Source organism: Nocardia rosealba, assembly GCF_020216065.1.
GTDB lineage: Bacteria > Actinomycetota > Actinomycetes > Mycobacteriales > Mycobacteriaceae > Nocardia > Nocardia rosealba.
In genome coordinates this window covers 163881-180873 of sequence record NZ_JAIWNA010000009.1, presented here as the reverse complement: position 1 = coordinate 180873, position 16993 = coordinate 163881, and the positions used below count along the sequence as shown (strand labels likewise).

The 16993-nt window shown below is 68.7% G+C and carries 17 protein-coding genes; 8 read left to right on the top strand and 9 right to left on the bottom strand.

What is annotated here, in order from left to right:
- The first annotated feature begins 161 nt into the window (after nucleotides 1–161).
- The gene (locus LDL21_RS26735; RefSeq protein ID WP_225282314.1) at nucleotides 162–659 is read left to right on the top strand and encodes a polyadenylate-specific 3'-exoribonuclease AS; all 498 of its coding nucleotides are present in this window, start codon (nucleotides 162–164) and stop codon (nucleotides 657–659) included.
- 55 nt (nucleotides 660–714) lie between these two features.
- On the opposite strand, the gene qcrB is transcribed toward LDL21_RS26735, so the two are convergent.
- Genes qcrB through ctaE form a run of 4 tightly spaced genes read right to left on the bottom strand, consistent with a single transcriptional unit; the run spans nucleotide 715 to nucleotide 5050 of the window.
- Nucleotides 715–2346, bottom strand: a complete 1632-nt coding sequence (gene qcrB / locus LDL21_RS26730) for a cytochrome bc1 complex cytochrome b subunit (protein ID WP_305082692.1) — start codon at nucleotides 2344–2346, stop codon at nucleotides 715–717.
- Nucleotides 2343–3482 (bottom strand): cytochrome bc1 complex Rieske iron-sulfur subunit, encoded by a 1140-nt coding sequence (gene qcrA / locus LDL21_RS26725; RefSeq protein ID WP_225282242.1) that lies wholly within the window; start codon nucleotides 3480–3482, stop codon nucleotides 2343–2345. The genes qcrB and qcrA overlap by 4 nt, the downstream gene beginning before the upstream one ends.
- 40 nt (nucleotides 3483–3522) lie before the next feature.
- Nucleotides 3523–4380, bottom strand: coding sequence for a cytochrome bc1 complex diheme cytochrome c subunit (qcrC, locus tag LDL21_RS26720; RefSeq protein ID WP_084476949.1), 858 nt, complete (start codon nucleotides 4378–4380; stop codon nucleotides 3523–3525).
- Nucleotides 4381–4438: 58 nt separating this feature from the next.
- On the bottom strand, nucleotides 4439–5050 hold the full coding sequence (ctaE, locus tag LDL21_RS26715; RefSeq protein WP_067497399.1) for an aa3-type cytochrome oxidase subunit III: 612 nt from the start codon (nucleotides 5048–5050) through the stop codon (nucleotides 4439–4441).
- A 180-nt stretch (nucleotides 5051–5230) separates the two neighbouring features.
- Here ctaE and LDL21_RS26710 point away from each other — a divergent pair, with 180 nt between their 5' ends.
- Both LDL21_RS26710 and trpD read left to right on the top strand, forming a co-directional pair.
- Nucleotides 5231–5650 (top strand): hypothetical protein, encoded by a 420-nt coding sequence (locus LDL21_RS26710; protein ID WP_181699190.1) that lies wholly within the window; start codon nucleotides 5231–5233, stop codon nucleotides 5648–5650.
- A gap of 77 nt (nucleotides 5651–5727) precedes the next feature.
- The gene (gene trpD, locus LDL21_RS26705) at nucleotides 5728–6789 is read left to right on the top strand and encodes an anthranilate phosphoribosyltransferase (protein ID WP_181699188.1); all 1062 of its coding nucleotides are present in this window, start codon (nucleotides 5728–5730) and stop codon (nucleotides 6787–6789) included.
- 5 nt (nucleotides 6790–6794) lie between these two features.
- Here trpD and LDL21_RS26700 read toward each other — a convergent pair whose 3' ends face one another.
- The 5 genes from LDL21_RS26700 to LDL21_RS26680 form a co-directional block, all read right to left on the bottom strand.
- The gene (locus LDL21_RS26700; protein WP_225282241.1) at nucleotides 6795–7070 is read right to left on the bottom strand and encodes an Lrp/AsnC family transcriptional regulator; all 276 of its coding nucleotides are present in this window, start codon (nucleotides 7068–7070) and stop codon (nucleotides 6795–6797) included.
- Between the two features lie 4 nt (nucleotides 7071–7074).
- Complete coding sequence (trpF, locus tag LDL21_RS26695) at nucleotides 7075–7605, bottom strand: phosphoribosylanthranilate isomerase (protein WP_225282240.1); 531 nt, start codon at nucleotides 7603–7605, stop codon at nucleotides 7075–7077.
- Between the two features lie 183 nt (nucleotides 7606–7788).
- Nucleotides 7789–9588, bottom strand: a complete 1800-nt coding sequence (locus tag LDL21_RS26690) for a DEDD exonuclease domain-containing protein (RefSeq protein WP_255675604.1) — start codon at nucleotides 9586–9588, stop codon at nucleotides 7789–7791.
- Between the two features lie 65 nt (nucleotides 9589–9653).
- Complete coding sequence (locus LDL21_RS26685; RefSeq protein ID WP_225282238.1) at nucleotides 9654–10670, bottom strand: tetratricopeptide repeat protein; 1017 nt, start codon at nucleotides 10668–10670, stop codon at nucleotides 9654–9656.
- Between the two features lie 10 nt (nucleotides 10671–10680).
- Entirely contained in the window at nucleotides 10681–11898 is a 1218-nt protein-coding gene (locus LDL21_RS26680) for an ATP-binding protein (protein WP_225282237.1), read from the bottom strand.
- A 661-nt stretch (nucleotides 11899–12559) separates the two neighbouring features.
- Between LDL21_RS26680 and LDL21_RS26675 the strand changes: the two genes are divergently transcribed.
- The 5 genes from LDL21_RS26675 to LDL21_RS26655 all read left to right on the top strand — a co-directional run bounded on the left by LDL21_RS26675 (nucleotide 12560) and on the right by LDL21_RS26655 (nucleotide 16992).
- Nucleotides 12560–13129 carry a C40 family peptidase gene (locus tag LDL21_RS26675; RefSeq protein ID WP_181700930.1) on the top strand — a complete coding sequence of 190 codons (570 nt, stop codon included), beginning with the start codon at nucleotides 12560–12562 and terminating at the stop codon, nucleotides 13127–13129.
- A 264-nt stretch (nucleotides 13130–13393) separates the two neighbouring features.
- Entirely contained in the window at nucleotides 13394–14374 is a 981-nt protein-coding gene (locus LDL21_RS26670) for an NlpC/P60 family protein (protein WP_225282236.1), read from the top strand.
- A gap of 4 nt (nucleotides 14375–14378) precedes the next feature.
- Nucleotides 14379–15368: a peptidase MA family metallohydrolase gene (locus tag LDL21_RS26665; RefSeq protein WP_225282235.1), complete on the top strand. Its 990-nt coding sequence runs from the start codon at nucleotides 14379–14381 to the stop codon at nucleotides 15366–15368.
- Nucleotides 15369–15431: 63 nt separating this feature from the next.
- Nucleotides 15432–16559, top strand: coding sequence for a glycosyltransferase family 4 protein (locus LDL21_RS26660; RefSeq protein ID WP_225282234.1), 1128 nt, complete (start codon nucleotides 15432–15434; stop codon nucleotides 16557–16559).
- Between the two features lie 43 nt (nucleotides 16560–16602).
- On the top strand, nucleotides 16603–16992 hold the full coding sequence (locus tag LDL21_RS26655; RefSeq protein ID WP_067642979.1) for a polyketide cyclase / dehydrase and lipid transport: 390 nt from the start codon (nucleotides 16603–16605) through the stop codon (nucleotides 16990–16992).
- The last annotated feature ends 1 nt before the right edge of the window (nucleotide 16993 follow it).

Genomic DNA, 16993 nt, shown 5'->3' with positions numbered 1-16993 from the left:
AATATCCGGCGTACCTGCGACGGGCCGACTCGACCCCAGCGGCGACCCCTGCGCACTGCGCGCGAAGTGCCCGCATAGGGTTTCAGTCAATTCATCGTGGGTCCGCCCGCCTCGTCGCGCCGGACGGGACGGGCGCCCACCGGCACGAAGAGGCGATCTCCCTGCGATATTTCTACGATTCGGAATTCGTCGAGGACGGCGTCACGATCGACCTGATCTCGATCGGCGTCGTCTGCGAGGACGGACGCGAGTACTACGCCGTCTCCACCGAATTCGACGCCGGGCGGGCCGGGCCGTGGGTGCGCCGCAATGTGCTGCCGAAGCTGCCACCGGCCGGTTCGCCGCTGTATCGCAGCCGCGCCCAGATCCGCGACGACCTGTTCAAGTTCTTCCTGCCCCGGCCCGGTGTGTATCCGGAGCTGTGGGCCTGGGTCGGCGCCTACGACCATGTGGCGCTGTGCCAGCTGTGGGGTGACATGACCGCGCTGCCCAAGAACATGCCCCGCTATACCAACGAACTGCGTCAGCACTGGGTGGCCCACGGCAGCCCCGAACTGCCGCCCATCCCCGACGACGCGCACGACGCCCTGGCCGACGCCCGCCACAACCTGGCCAAGTTCGAGGCCATCGAATCCCACCGCCGCACACCGCGCCGCTGAGATACGACGAAGGCCCCGAGTCGAAACCGACTCGGGGCCTTCGTTGTTCGCGGGATCAGTGACCGCTGTGGTCACCGTTGCCGGTGCGAGCCTGGTGCTCGGCGAGGGCACCGAGCATCTTGTGCTCCTCGGCCTCATCGATCTCGGCCCAGGCCTGGCCCTCGGCGCGCGGGTCGGGGCGAAGGAAGCTGCCCGTACCCGGCTTGCCCGCCGAACCGAGGCGGTTCATCTTCTTGGGCACCGGGGCGCCCTGGTACTCCAGCGGGATGGCGTGGCCGTGTGCGTCGACCCCACCCAGCGGCTGGTGCACCTCGATGTACTCACCGTGCGGCAGTCGCTTGATCACACCGGTCTCGATGCCGTGCTCGAGCACCGCGCGGTCGCTGCGCTGCAGGCCGATGCAGAACCGGTAGGTGATGAAGTACGCCAGCGGCGGCAGCAGCAGCAGGCCGATACGACCGATCCAAGTGGTCGCGTTCAGCGAGATGTCGAACTTCAGCGCGATGATGTCGTTGACGCACGACAGCGTGAGCACCACGTAGAACGCGATGGCCATCGCACCGATCGCCGTGCGCACAGGCACGTCGCGCGGACGCTGCAGCAGGTTGTGATGCGCGGTGTGGTCGTTGGTGAGGCGCTTCTCGATCCACGGGTAGGCGATCAGCAGCGTGAACACCAGGCCCATGACCAGCGCGACCCAGAACGCCGCCGGGATCGTGTACCGGCCGAGGTAGAGCTCCCAGGCAGGCATCAGACGTGCCATACCGTCGGTCCACATCATGTAGAAGTCGGGCTGCGAACCCGCCGACACCTGCGACGGGTTGTACGGACCGAGGTTCCACACCGGGTTGATCTGCAGGACACCGCCCATGATGCCGACGATGCCGAGGGTGAAGGCGAAGAACGCGCCCTGGTCGGCGGCGAACACCGGGACGATGCGGGCACCGACCACGTTCGTCTCCGTGCGGGCCGGGCCGGGGAACTGGGTGTGCTTCTGGTACCAGACCAGCGCCACGTGAGCACCGATCAGCGCCAGGATGATGCCGGGCAGCAGCAGCACGTGCGCGATGTAGAGGCGCGGGATGATGATGTCGCCGGGGAAGTCGCCGCCGAACATCAGCCAGTGCAGCCAGGTACCGACCACCGGGACACCGATGGTGATGCCGGAGAACGCGGCACGAAGACCGGTGCCCGAGAGCAGGTCGTCGGGCAGCGAGTAGCCGAAGAAGCCTTCGAACATCGCCAGGATCAGCAGCAGCGAGCCGATCACCCAGTTCGCCTCACGCGGCTTGCGGAACGCGCCGGTGAAGAAGATGCGGAACAGGTGGATGATGATCGACGCCGCGAACAGCAGCGCTGCCCAGTGGTGGATCTGGCGGACGAACAGACCACCGCGCACCTCGAAGGAGATGTTCAGCGTCGTTTCGTAGGCCCGCGACATGCCGACACCGCGCAGCGGCTGGTAGGCACCGTCGTACACGACGTGCGCCATCGACGGGTCGAAGTACAGCGTCAGGTAGATACCCGACAGCAGCAGGATGATGAACGCGTACAGCGCGATCTCACCCAGCAGGAACGACCAGTGGGTCGGGAAGACCTTGTTGATCGACCGCTTCACGAACGCGGCGGCACGATACCGCTCGTCCATCTCATCGGCCTGGTTGGCCATGATAGTTCCAGCACTCATGAACGACGCTCCCAGAAGGCCGGGCCGAGCGGCTCGATGAAGTCGCCCGCGGCGACCAGGAAGCCCTCGGAGTTGACGGTGATCGGCAGCTGAGGCAGCGCGCGGGCGGCCGGACCGAAGACCGGCTTACCCCACTCGGTCGCCGAGAACTGCGACTGGTGGCACGGGCACAGGATCCGGTTGGTCTGCTGCTCGAACAGCGAGGTCGGGCAGCCGAGGTGGGTGCAGATCTTCGAGTAGGCGAAGTAGTCGCCGTAGTTGAAGCTCTCCTGGCCCTTGCGCTTGATCGCCTTCTCGGCGTCCTCGGTACGCAGCCGGATCAGCATCACGGCGTTACGGATACCGCGCAGCGACTGCAGGGTGGCGTGCGAATCGCCGCGCCACTTCTCTTTCCAGGGGAAGACGGTTTCCATCGCGCCCGCGTCGAGATCCTCCGGGCGCACCAGGACGATATCGTCGGGGCGGCCGGTGTCGCGGCGGATGTAGACGGTCTCACCCGGGTAGTCCGGGGTCCAGCCCGAGACCCACAGCGGCGACTTGTCCTTCTTCGCCCACGGGTTCTTGATCATGCCGCCGATGAACACCATCGCGGCACCGAGGCCGAGCACACCGACACCGGCACCGGCGGTGCCGAGCATCATCTTGCGGCGACCGAGGGTGGAGGTCTCGAGCGCGTCCTGCAGCTCGGCGGCCAGGGTACGGCGTTCGACCTCGTCGGACGGGCCGTCGTGGCGCTGCTGGATCGAGATCTCGGCGGGGATGAACCGCTTGCGGATCAGCACCACGGCGATACCGATGACCAGCACCGAGATGCCGAAGGTCAGACCGATGAGCGGGGTGAACAGCGAGTAGGCCTCGTGGCCCTCGTCGCCCTTGCCCTTCCACTCCCACGGCCAGAACAGGAAGACACCGATCAGCGCGGCGGCCGCGAGACCGGAGATGGCGAACCAGAACGTGACGGCACGCTCGGCACGCTTCTCGGCCCGGGTGCCTGGCACCGGCCAGCGCTCGCTGCGGTACACGACCTCGACGTCGTCTCGCGCGGTACCGAGTTCGACGAGCTCGTCACGCGACATCGCGTCCAGTTCGTCTTCGGTGGGTTCGCGACCCATGTCGCTTCGCTCCTGTCCACTCATGACTGTGTCCTATCCGACGCGCCGAGCGCGACCTGCCCGATCACGTGCGGGAACCGATCCACATGGCCGCACCGACGGTGGCGGTGATGCCGATGACCCAGATGGCAAGACCTTCGGTCGCCGGACCGAAACCGCCGAGATCCCAGCCGCCGGGCGACTTCTCCTCGGCGGAGTTCTTGACGTAGGCGACGATGTCGCGCTTCTCTTCCGGCGTCAGCTGCCGGTCGGAGAACTTGGGCATGTTCTGCGGGCCGGTGAGCATCGCGTCGTAGATCTGCTGCTCGTTGGCCGGCTCGAGCGGCGGAGCGAACTTACCGCCCGACAGCGCGCCACCACGACCGGTGAAGTTGTGGCAGGACGCGCAGTTCATGCGGAACAGCTCCGAACCGCGACCGATGTCGTCGCCGCGCAGCGATTCCTGGGCGATCTCACCGTTGGCGTCACGGATCACCGAGGGGCCACCGCCGTTGGCGGCGACGTAGGCGCCGAGCGCGTCGGTCTGATGCGCGTCGAACTTCTCCGGCTTGCGCATGGCCTGGGCCTCGTTGCGCACCATCGGCATACGGCCGGAGGAAACCTGGAAGTAGACCGCGGCCTCACCGACACCGATCAGGCTCGGACCGCGATCCGGCACACCCTGCAGGTTCGCACCGTGGCAGGTGATGCACGAGGTCTCGTAGAGCTGCTTGCCCTCACGGATCAGCGCGGACTGGTCCTCGTTCGCGGTGGCGATCTGCGGCTCGGGGGTGAGCGCGCTCGCCAGGAAGCCGGCTCCGACGAGGCCGACCATCAGCGCGAGCGCACCCGCGATACGACGGCGGGCGCGACGCTGCTTGCGCGTCTTGGCAGCCTGACCGGCGCCTGCGGGCTCGGGGGCCGACGGGGGAGATGAACTCATCTGTAGTCCCTTTGGAGTAGACGGAACCGACTTGTGCAAAAGCTTGTGTGCCCGCGGGCTAGCTGACGAAGTAGATCGTGGCGAACAGCCCGATCCAGACGATGTCGACGAAATGCCAGTAGTAGGACACCACGATGGCGGCGGTGGCCTGAGCGGGGGTGAACTTGCTCAGCGTGGTGCGGATGAGCAGGAACACAAACGCGATCAGACCGCCGATCACGTGCAGACCGTGGAAGCCGGTGGTGATGTAGAAGACCGAGCCGTAGGAGCTGCCCGCGATGGTCGTGCCCTCGTGCGCCAGGTGGTAGTACTCGTACGCCTGACCGGCGACGAAGAAGGCACCCATCAGCAGGGTGATCGTGTACCAGCGGCGCAGGCCGAACACGTCGCCCTTCTCCGCGGCGAACACGCCCATCTGGCAGGTGAACGACGATGCGATCAGCACGGCCGTCACCGGAACAGCCAGCGCGAGGTTCAGCTCGGTGGGCTCCGGGGGCCAGTTGCCGTGCGCTTGCGCGCGCGCAACGAAGTACATGGCGAAGAGGCCGGCGAAGAACATCAGCTCGCTCGACAGCCAGATGATGGTTCCGACGCTGACCATGTTGGGCCGGTTCAGCGAATGCACACGCTGAGTAATGGCCGATCCTGGGGTGCCTACTGCGGTCGTCACGGGGTAAGTATGACTCTTCGTAGTACGACAGCTGTACCCGGGTACGAAAGTTTGTCGCGCGGACCGGAAAACCCACGTACAGAGGGGGTCCGAAGCAACCGTCGGCGTGTTGGCGACTCTTCGCGTGACAACCCATTGTGACAGCGTTGGATGTGGATAGGCTGAGACGAGGAGGCGACGATGGTCGTAGTGCGGATGTGGCGGCGGCTCTTCGGTGGGCAACCCGGTGGGCTCGATCCCACGCGCGAGGATCTGGTCGTCGTCGCGTCGAGTTTCGACGACGCCGAGGCGTCCTCGGTGGCGCTGGACCGGGCCGTCGATCTCGATCGCGGCGCGCAGGCGGTGTTGCGGCACCATCTGCGGCTGCCCGCCGATCGCATCGACGAGGCCTGTGAGATAGCCGGATACGACGGATACGAGCGCGCGGAGGCGGTGCGCGGGGTCTCCGACGATCTCGTGCCCGTGCTGCTGCAGCGGGTGCAGCTGCTCGACCCGCTGACGATCTCGCAGGAACGCTCGCGGATGGCGGGCCTCGCGCAACGCCACGACGGGGTCGCCGACGGGTGGGACGCGCTGCAGCCGCCACGTCCGGCCGCCTAAACTTGCCGATCGAGCGCACAGTGGTTGCGCAAGCGCAACCTCGTTGCGCCCGTCGTCGAAACGGAGATGCAGAGCAGATGAGCGTGCGCAGTTGGGCCCAGGTGCTCGGGACCCTCGCCGACGGGGGCGATCTGGCCGCCGACGACACCACCTGGGTGATCGACGAGATCTTCACCGACAACGCGACCGCCGCCCAGATCGCGGCCTTCGGCGTCGCCATGAAGATCAAGGGTCCCACGCCCAGCGAGCTGGCGGGCATGGTGTCGGGGATGCTCGGGCACGCGCGGCTGGTGCACGTCGACGGGGACGCGGTCGACATCGTCGGCACCGGCGGCGACCGATCGGGCTCGGTGAACATCTCGACGATGTCGTCGGTGGTCGTCGCCTCGGCGGGTGTGCCGGTGGTCAAGCACGGCAACCGGGCCGCTTCGTCGAAGGCCGGTGGCGCCGACGTGCTCGAGGCGCTCGGGGTGAAGCTGGCGCTCGGTCCGCAATCGGTGGCGCGGTCGGTGCGGGAGGCGGGCATCGGGTTCTGCTTCGCGCCGCTGTTCCATTCGGGGCTGCGTTTCGCCGGTGCGGCGCGCAAGGAGATCGGCATCCCGACCGTATTCAACGTGCTCGGCCCGCTGACCAATCCGGCGCAGCCGCGCGCGGGGCTGATCGGGTGCGCGTTCGCTGATCTGGTGCCGGCGATCGCGGGCGTGTTCGCCCAGCGTGGGGCCAGTGCGCTGGTGGTGCGCGGGCGCGACGGGCTCGACGAGATCACCACCTCGGATCTGACCGACGTGTGGGTGGTCAGCGGTGGGCGCGTCAAGCAGACGGTGCTCGACCCGACCGCGCTCGGCATCCCCCGCGTCGATCTCGACGAATTGCGTGGCGGCGATGCGGCCGAGAACGCGCGGATCGCGCGGGAGGTCTTCGCCGGGACGCCCGGCCCGGTGCGGGACGCGGTGCTGCTGAATTCGGCCGCGGCGATCGTCGCCTACGACCTGTCACGTGGCGTGGGCGATGTCGATCTCGACCTGGATGCCGCGCTCTCGGCAGCGATGGAACGCGCCGCTGCCGCGGTGGACAGCGGCGCGTCGGCGAAGCTGCTGCAGACCTGGGCCGAACTCACCCAGGTCCTCGACGACAACTGAAAGATCTACTCTCCCAGGGAGAATCCGGCTTCCACGTCGGCACTGGAATACGACTTGAAGGCGATGTGGGTGGTGGTGCGTATCACCCCTTCGACCTTGTCGATGCCCTCGGTGACGACCTCGGCGATGCGCTCGTGATCGCGCACCCGCACGATCGCGATCAGGTCCACATCGCCTGCGCAGGAGTACACCTCGGCGACTCCTGCGGTATCGGCGAGCGCCTGTGCGGTCTCGGGAATGCGAGAGTTCTCGGCCTGGATCAGCACGATCGCGGTAATCATGGGATCAGCCTAGAACTTCGGGCCGCTCGGTGGCCGCTTTGAACCGTCGCATGAGGTCGTAGCTCTTCACACCCGGTGCCGTTTCCAGCGAACTCGACACGTCGACGCCGTAGGGACGGTGGCGGGCGATGACGTCGGCGACATTGTCCGGGTCGAGGCCACCGGCCAGCACCACCCGTCCCGGCTGGGCGCGCACCCAGTCGGGGAACTCCTCGAAGACGCCGCTGCCCGCGCTGGCGTCGTAGAAGAAGTATTCGCTGGTCTGCTCGGGTGCGGGCGGGGTCGAGGAGCAGAAGGCCAGGTTCGGCAGGTCGGCCCAGCGGTAGAGCTGGATGACGTCGAAGGCGTCGGCGACCTCGGCGACTTCCGCGTGTTCCAGGGCGACCGCGAAGGTGGTGATGCGACCGCGCGCGTAGTCGGCGAGGGCACGAGCCTGGCCAGGCGTGCGGTACCGCTTGCTCTTGGGTGTGACCATGACACCGATCGCCGAATAGCCCAGCTCGACCGCCCAGTCGATCTGCTCCTCGGTGGTCAACCCACACACCTTCACGAACACCGCCACCAGTCCTTTCCACCGACAACACCACCAACCATGATCCAGGACGGGACAGGTGTGTCTCGGACAGGTCGGCCGAACACCACCGTTTACCCCAGCCCTCCCCTGCTGTTCGGCGGAGAACACGCGCCTGCTGCGGTTTCCCCTCGATCCGGCGGGCGATCACCGCTCCGCCAGATACTGCTCCTGCTCGGACCGCACTTCCGCCGCCTCCCGGGCCAGCTGCGCCCAGGCGACCCAGCGGGCGGCGCCGTGCAGCGGTTCGCAGTACCCGTCGCTGGTCCGGACGATCCGGGCGCCCGGTTTGGCGAGCCAGCGCGCGATGACCCCGACCTCCTCCGGCGGCGCACCGAGGAGTGGGGGTACGTCGTCGGCGAACACGAGCGGGCGATCCGCGCTGTCCGCGGTCGGTGGTGCGTCGCCGAGGTCGGGCACGACTGTTTCCGCGGCCGCCACGATTTGATCGACGACCGCCATGGGTGGGGTGCCACGGCGGGCTACGCCTGCGGCGGCGAGGCGGCCGTGGCGGATGACGGAGAATTCCCAGCCGCCCGCACCGTCGGGAAGGGCGATGATCAGTTCGGCGAGGCGGGCCAAGGCAGCGAGTCGTTGCGTGCGAGCCAGCTTGGCGACCACAGCGGCGGTGCGGTCGCGCAGGCGGGCTGCTGCCTCGAAATGCTCTGCCGTGGAATAGGTTTCGATGCGTTCGAGCATGGCGCGCAGGAGCGTGTCGGAGCGACCCGTGAGCAGATCGCGAACCGAATGGGCGGCGGGTGCGTAGGCCTCGGCGTCCGAGCCGTCGTCGCTGGCGGCCGGGCATCCGCCGACGATCGCTGGTTGGCACAGGTGTTTCGCGGCGCGGGTGAGCCGGGTGGCACACGTGCGCAGGCCCGCGAACTCGGCGATGGTCAGGCCGACATCTACGGCGTCGGCGCGAGAGTTGAACGGGCCGAGAGCAGTTCGGGTCGGCGTGCGAACGGCAACCAGGCGCGGAAAGGGTTCGTCGGTGAGAGTGAGCCACCAGCCACGCTTGGGGAACTTCGAACGGCGGTTGTAGGGCGGAGCATGGGCGGCGAGCAGTCGCAGCTCGCGAACACCGGCTTCGAGTCCGTGCGCGCACACCACGTGGTCGACCCGTTGTGCCAGCGCGACCATCTCTTTCATGCGGCCGCGCGTTTCCGAACCGGTGAAGTAGTTGCGCACGCGGCGGCGCAGATTCACCGCCGTCCCTATATAGAGGACTTCGTCGGACGGGCCGCGGAACAGATAAACACCCGGCGCGGCAGGTAGATCGTTGGCGAATGTCCTTTTGGCGCGCTGAGTTCCGGTGACACCGGGCAGGTAGTCGAGCAGTTCCGTCAGGCTCTGCACACCCTGATTACCGACCCGGGCGATCAGCGCGTGCAACACATCGACGGTGGCGCGGGCATCGTCGAGAGCTCGGTGCGTCGGCGTGGTCGACGCACCGAGGATCTGTGCCAGCACCCCCAGCCGCGCCGACGGCGCCTCGTCGCGAGTGAGCACCCGCCGCGCCAACTTCACCGTGCACAACACCTGCGGATTCGGCCACGGAATGTCCTGGCGCGCGGCAGCGGCTTTCAGGAAAGCTGTGTCGAACCGGGCATTGTGCGCCACCAGCACCGCCCCCGCCGCGAACTCGAGAAACCCCGGCAACACCGCCTCGATCCGCGGCGCGGCATACACCATGGCCGTGGTGATCCCGGTGATCTGCACGATCGCGGGCGGAATCTCGTACCCCGGATTCACCAGGGTCGCGAACTCCCCCAACACCTCTCCCCCACGCACCTTCACCGCCCCGATCTCGGTGATCGCATCACCGTCGGGGCTGGTCCCGGTGGTCTCCAAGTCGACGACGACGAAAGTGGTGGCATACAACGGCGTATCGAGCTCGTCGAAGGCCAGCTGCCGCGCGGCCGGGAGTACAGGGTCGGGCACGGACAGCAGAGTAAGGAAGGGGTCCGACAGGATTGTTGGAGCGCTGGCGCGCTCGAGTCGGCGGCCTGGGTTCAGCGGGGGACGTGTTGGGGCCAGGCGGGGAGGGGCTGTGGTGGGGTGGGTCGGGCTGTGAGGTAGCGGCTCCACTCGGGGAAGGTGGGTAGCGGCTGCGGTTTGTAGTAGGTGAGCGGTGGGCGCAGGGTGGTGGTGGGGCGGGGCGAGGCGTCGTCGGCGTCTACTCCCGAGACAGCGCGGGCCAGGCCGACGATGAACAGGAAGGCGAGGCCGGCGAGGGCGCGGGTGCCTGTCCTGCTGCGGCCGCCGGCGCTCGGACCGCCGAGGAACTCCCGGCGCACGGCGGGGTCACGCAGCGAACCCGACGGGTCGGGGACCTGCCGCAGCAGTTCCCGCGCCGCGGGCCCGTGGGCCGGTTCGATTTCGGCGGCCCGCAAGAGCAACCGCTCGGCCTTCGCCCGCTGTCCCGACTGCGCGGCTTCCGCGCCGAGTAGATACATGGCCTCGGCATTGTCGGGTTCCAGCCGCAACGCCTGCTCGAGTGCCGCCCGCAGGGCCGCCGCGCGCTTGGCGTCGGCGTCGGCGCCTCGCCACAGCACGCGGGCCCGCGCGATGTACAGCAGAGGCTCCTGCGGGTCGAGTTCGATGCCCGCGTCGACGGCGGCCAGGGCCGCTTCCCGGTCCCGGTGTAGCAGCACGATCGCGAGTACCCGGTGACACTCGGCCGACCACGGGTTCAGGTCCACCGCCGTGTGCGCCGCGCGCACCGCCTCGTCCTGGTGGGCGATCGCGGCGATCCGATCGGTATCGATCAGCCTGTCGAACAACCCGTGTTCACTGAGCGCGAGCAGGATCCACGCGAACAGGTGGTCGGGGTCGTGACGTAGCGCGGTACGGGCCGCCGCGCTCGCGGTGGCGAAGTCCGCGGACCTCAGCCACGTGTGCGCGACTTGTGCGTGGGCATCGGCGTTGTCGGGTTCTGCGGCCAGGAGTGCGGCCAGCTCGGCGCGTGCCGCCTCGAGCCAGTCCAGCTCGATCAGTACGGCGGCCCGGTCGAGTCGCGGTTCGCTCATCGGTGCCGATTCAGCGCTTGATGCGCTTCAGATACCGCGCGAGATCGTCATAGCTGCCGTCACCGTTGGCGAATTCGACCACATTGCGGGCGGATTCGAACCACGCACCGGTGCTCGGGCGCACCTGGGCGAGCGCGGCCTGCACATCGGGCATGCCGACCGGACGCACCTCACCCGTGCGCATCGAGTCCGCCATCGCCAACTGGGTGGCCGAGGTGCAGATGTGGGCCAGGTCGGCGCCGGACAGGCCATCGGTGTGCGCGGCGAGGGCAGTGAGGTCGATGCCCGCGATCGGACGATCACGCAGGTGGTAGTGCAGGATCGACCGGCGCGCGGCGGCATCCGGCAGACCGACGAAGATCATCCGGTCGAACCGGCCGGGCCTGCGCAGGGCCACGTCCACGTCCCACGGGTGGTTCGTCGCGCCGAGCACGAAGACGCCCTCGTTGCTGTGGGTCGCCGAATCCATCTCGGTGAGCAACTGGTTCACCACCGTGCGCATGGTCGAGGACCCGTGCATCTGGCTGCGTTTGTGCCCGAGCGCGTCGACCTCGTCGAGGAACAGCACGCACGGCGCGTTGCGGCGGGCCATCTCGAAGATGCTGTGCACATTGCGCTCACTGGACCCGGTGTAGATATCGAGGATGTCGGCGATCTCGATCGGGTAGAAGTTGGCGCCGAGTTCCCCCGCGACCGCCGAGGCGATGAACGTCTTGCCGCAGCCGGGCGGGCCGTACAGCAGCAGGCCGCCGCGCGCGGAGGTACCGAAGGCCTTGGCGAGTTCGGGATTGCGCAGCGGGCCGAGCAGGGTGAGGTCGAGCTGACGCTTCACCTCGTCCATGCCACCCACATCGGCGAGGCCGATACTGGGTCGTTCGACGGTGGCGGCGTCCTCGTCGGTGACGTACTCGGCCGGGGCGTCGACGAACGCGGGGGCGATGATGTCACCCACCTGACTCTCGGCGGCGGCCCAGTCGTAGCCGGGCGATGCCGGGGCAGGCGCCGGTTCCGGCGATCCACCGCTCAGTGCGGTGCTGCACCGCGTCATCAAGGCCAGGACCTGCGCGTTTCCGGGCTCGTTCCCGAGCGCCACACCACAGTGGGCCAGCGCGTCGGCATACCGTTGCCGCTCGATCAGCAGCTCGATGACGCACACGCGCAGCGCGAGCACCCCCGGACTGCGGTCGAGCATCGTCAGCATGTCGGTGAGTACCTGGTCGTCGGCCACCTCTCCCCCTTCGAACCGCGAACATTCGACCGTACCGTAACCGGCGCAACGGATTTCGCTGAATCGGCCGATGATCGGTCCCACCCACCGGGACCGGGTCCGCGAGCGCGGTGCCCGACCCGATGCCGATCATTCGCCGCGAATATTTCGCACCGATGCGAACAAAATGCCCGCGAGCAAACCCAATTGAGACCGGCATCACAGATATCGCAGTTATGCATTACTGCCGCCGAATCGATCGGATAAGTGACGTTTCCAGTTTCCGACGCCGCCGGAGGGCGGCGCGCCCGGCGTGTTGACTGGGCGCCAACCGGCGGGTCGCCCCCGCGCCACACTCGCCCAACCTGGGACTTCACTGAGAATCGTCGGCGTGTCGCGCAGACACACCGGCCCGTCGCCGCGCCGGGCCGCGGCCGGGCCGCTTCAGAAATTCGACCTGGCGTTATCTTTTCGTGATTCGGTGTGACTCACGTCGCACGTTCGTTCCGGTCGAATCGACGAATTCCCTTCCAGGACGCATGTCCGACTTTACAAACCACCGTGATTGGTTCGTAACCTTTTCGAGACCTCACGGAGTCCGCCAGGCCAGAACGGCTCGGCGCGAGGAGTCCGCCCCGTCATACGGACGGGACGTCGTGGGGCAGATTGGAAGTACCGCATCATGGCGACCAACACCGTCAAGCGTCAGGCGCAGCGTGCCGTTGCCGCCGGAGCCGTCGGCGCTGCCACCATCGGCGCGTTCCTCCTGCCGGCCGCTCCCGCGTCGGCGACGCCCGTCACCGTGCCCGGCATCGGCACCTTCGAGGTGCCCAACGAGATCCCGATCCCGGCGGGCATCCCCGGCATCGAGGCCCCGGCCGCGCCGCACGTGTTCACCGCGCCCACCGCTACCGCCGCCGACATCGCCCTCGATGCCGCGCTGAGCAAGGTCGGCTCCCCCTACGTCTACGGTGCCGCGGGCCCGGACGCCTTCGACTGCTCGGGTCTGGTCCAGTGGGCCTACCGCCAGGCGGGCATCGAGCTGCCCCGCACCAGCGGCGCCCAGCTCGGCGCGGGCACTCCGGTGTCGATCGGCGACCTGCGCCCCGGCGACCTGGTGTCGTTCTACGGCGGCGGCCACTCGGGCCTCTACGCCGGTGACGGCAATGTCGTCCACGCGGCCACCTCGGGCTCGCCGGTGCACGTCGCGTCGCTCGACTCGATGCCGTTCGCGGGCGCTCGCCGCTTCTGATCCAGCCGGCACGGTGCGTCGTTCTCGGGGAAGGGCGCACCGTGACCCTTTCGTGCCCCACTGGACACGAACCCTCGCCGTTCCGTAATCTGATCGAGACCTTCGTGGCGGACGGGGAAGTCCGGGTTCAGGTAAGGCGCTTGCATCGTCGGATATCGAGAGAACGGGGCACGGGGCACTGTGAGATCACAACACCGGAGATTTCACGCAGCGCGTGGATTGGCCGGAGCCCTGTCCGCGACCGTCCTGGTATGCACCGCCGCCGTGGCCGGCCCCTCCGCGGCCGACCCGGTCGCCCTACCCACCACCGCCGGTGACGCGATCGCCCGCATGGTCGACCTGTCGCGGCAGGCCGAAGTGGTCAACCAGGAATCCCTGACCGCGCAAACCGAACTCGACGCGAAACTGGCCGTCCAGCGCGATGTCGACGCCGCGCTCGCCGCCGCGACGGCCGTAGCCGACGCCGCCCGCGCCGAGGTGCGCAAGTTCCAGCCGATGATCGACCGCGCCGCCGTGGCCGCTTACACCGGCGCGCGCACCGACCGCATGTTCGCCGTGCTGTCGAGCAACTCCCCCCAGCAACTGCTGGACAAGATGTCGACCCTCGACGTGCTGTCCCAGCAGACCGCCGACTCGGTCCGCGAATTCAAGAAGGCCGCCGACGCGGCGACCGCCGCCGAGACCACCGCCCGCACCGCCGCCGATGCCGCCCGCGCCGCGACCGCCGCCGCCGAGGCCGTGCGCGCCGATGTCGACCGCAAACGTGCCGACCTCGCGGCCGCGACCACGCAGGTCGTCGAGGCATGGGGTGCGCTGTCGGCGCGCGACAAGTCGACGCTCGCCGGCTCCCCCTTCCCGCCCGGCTTCGATCGCGACAGCCTGCTCGCGGGCCTCGTGCCCGGTAGCGGAACGAGCGCGCTGGCCGCCGCCCTCACCCGGGTCGGCGACCCGTACGTGTGGGGCGCCACCGGCCCCGACCAGTTCGACTGCTCCGGTCTCGTGCAGTGGGCCTTCAAGCAGGTCGGCAAGAACGTCCCGCGCACCAGCTCCGCGCAGGCCGGGTACGGCACGCCCGTCGCCAAGGAAGATCTGCAACCCGGTGACGTGGTGCTGTTCTATCCGGAGATCTCGCACGTCGGGATCTACGCGGGCAACGGAATGATGGTGCACGCCTCCACCTTCGGTGTGCCGGTCGCCGTCGCACCCATCGACACCACCCCCTATCACTCGGCCCGGCGATACTGAAGCCGTGAACGTGCGCACCTGGCTGTCGGCGCGTGGCCGACTCGAATTCTGTCTCACGCTCGCCTCGGTCACCCTGCTGACCGGGGCGTGCGTCGCCCTGATCCTGGTGCCGCGCAACGCCGGACCGCTGCAGCTGGCCACCGATCAGGCCGAGGTGCTCGGCACGACCGTCGGCATCGACGATCCGCGCCTGGCCCCGGTGCGCCGCGAGGTGCAGCCGTTCGGGCCGATTCTGGTGCGTCAGGTCGAGGCCGGTGGCGCCGACACCGCGCTGGTGGTCGCCCATCCGGGCCACGAAGCCGATCTCGAGGTACTCGAGGCCCAGCTCGCGCCCGCGATCGCCGACGTCAGCGCCGTGTGGGGCACCGAGTGGAACCGGGCACCGGTCATCGTGGTCGCGAGCAACAGCGCCGAGTTCACCGCGTTGACCCGCCGGGCGGGGGCCTCGACCACCGCCGACGTGGCCGCGGTGTCGTTGACCGGCTCCTACGCGCCCGGTACCGAGCCCATCGAACAGCGCATCGTGTTCAATCCCGATGCGCGTCGCCGCGTCGGTGACGAAGGCATGGCCACCCTGTTGCGCCACGAGCTCACCCACGTCGCCACCCGCGCGGTCACCGTCGACGGTGCGCCGCAGTGGATGCTCGAGGGCTTCGCCGAGTACGTCGCCCAGCGCGCGAGCGGTCAGACCTTCTCGCAGATCGCCCCGACCCTCACTACCCGATTACGGGCGGGCACGCTGCCTGCCGACCTGGTCACCGACGCGGAGTTCACCGGGACCGACGCCGCCTTGGCTTACGAGTCGGCGTGGAGCGTGTGCGCCTACCTCGCCGACAAGCACGGTCCCGCCGCGCTCACCCACCTGTACCGGCAGCTCGCGCGGGGTCCGCAGTCGACCGCCGCACAGGACGCGGCATTCACCACCGTGCTCGGCGCCTCCCGGTCCCAGCTGCTCGACGGCTGGCGCTCCTGGCTGCGCGCCAACGCTGTCTGACCACCGGCCACCTCGCCCGACCGCCGCCCCGCGCCGAGGCACCGACACATTAGGTTGTTCACTATGGCCCGAACTCTCCTGGTTACCAACGATTTCCCACCTCGGCCGGGTGGTATCCAGTCCTATCTGCAGGCATTGACCCAGCAGCTGCCCCCCGAGGACCTCGTCGTCTACGCCCCCCGCTGGCGCGGTGACAGTCACGAGAAGTTCGACGCCACCCAGAAGTTCCGGGTGGTCCGCCATCCGACCACACTCATGCTTCCCACACCTGCCGTGATCAAGCGAGCAAGCGCTCTGCTGCGCGAAAATGATTGCGACACAGTCTGGTTCGGTGCAGCCGCGCCACTGGCCGCGATGGCGCCCGCACTGCGGCGAGCGGGCGCCGAACGCATCCTGGCCAGCACCCACGGGCACGAGGTCGGCTGGTCGATGCTGCCCGGTTCGCGCCAGGTGCTGCGCACGATCGGCGAGAACACCGATGTGGTCACCTACGTCAGCAAGTACACCCGGGGCCGGTTCGCCTCGGCGTTCGGCCCGCGCGCGGCGCTGGAACACCTGCCCCCGGGCGTCGATCCGTCCGAATTCCGCCCCGACCCGGGTGCCCGCGCCGAGCTGCGCGCCCGCTACGGCCTCGGCGACCGGCCGACAATCCTGTGCCTGTCGCGGCTGGTGCCACGCAAGGGCCAGGACATGCTCATCGTCGCGATGAACGAGATCAAGGAACGGGTCGACGGCGCGGTCCTGGTCATCGCGGGCGGCGGACCGTACGAGAACCGCTTGCGCGGCCTCGCCGAGGCACTGGACCTCGGTGACAGCGTGGTGTTCACCGGCCGCGTCCCCTCCGGTGAGCTCGCCGCCCACCACACCATCGCCGATGTGTTCGCCATGCCGTGCCGCACCCGTGGCGCGGGCCTGGACGTGGAGGGCCTCGGCATCGTGTTCCTCGAGGCATCCGCGACGGGGGTGCCGGTGGTGGCGGGCGATTCCGGCGGGGCGCCGGAGACGGTACGCGAGGGCGAAACCGGTCTGGTGGTGCACGGTCGCTCGCTGCCGCAGATCAGCGATGCCATCGTCGAGCTGCTCACCGACCGCGACAACGCCGCGCGCATGGGTGCCGCGGGCCGCGAATGGGTGCAGCGGAACTGGCATTGGGATCGCCAGGGAGCCCGTCTGCGGCAACTGCTCGGGTGACACCCCGGACTGTCGCGGTGGCGCGTCCATTACTCTCAGCGAGGTGAGCAGTATCCAGGTCGCCGATCAGACCTTTCTCGCCGCGCCGCCCGCCGCGATCGCCGAGGTGCTCGGTGCCCCGAACAACTGGCGCCGCTGGTGGCCCGACCTGCACCTCGACGTGCGGGAGGACCGGGGCGACAAGGGCATTCGCTGGACGGTCGCGGGCCCGCTGACCGGCACCATGGAGGTGTGGCTCGAGGCCGTCGCCGACGGCGCGATCCTGCACTACTTCCTGCACGCCGAGCCCACCGCGAGCAAGCCGCTCACGCCGCGGGCGCTGGCCGCCGCCAACCGCGCGCGGCGGGTCGCGGGCAAGGACATGTCGTTCGAACTGAAGGCACGGCTGGAAGCGGGCCGCCCCGCGGGCGTCGCACCCGCCTCGGCGCTGTAAC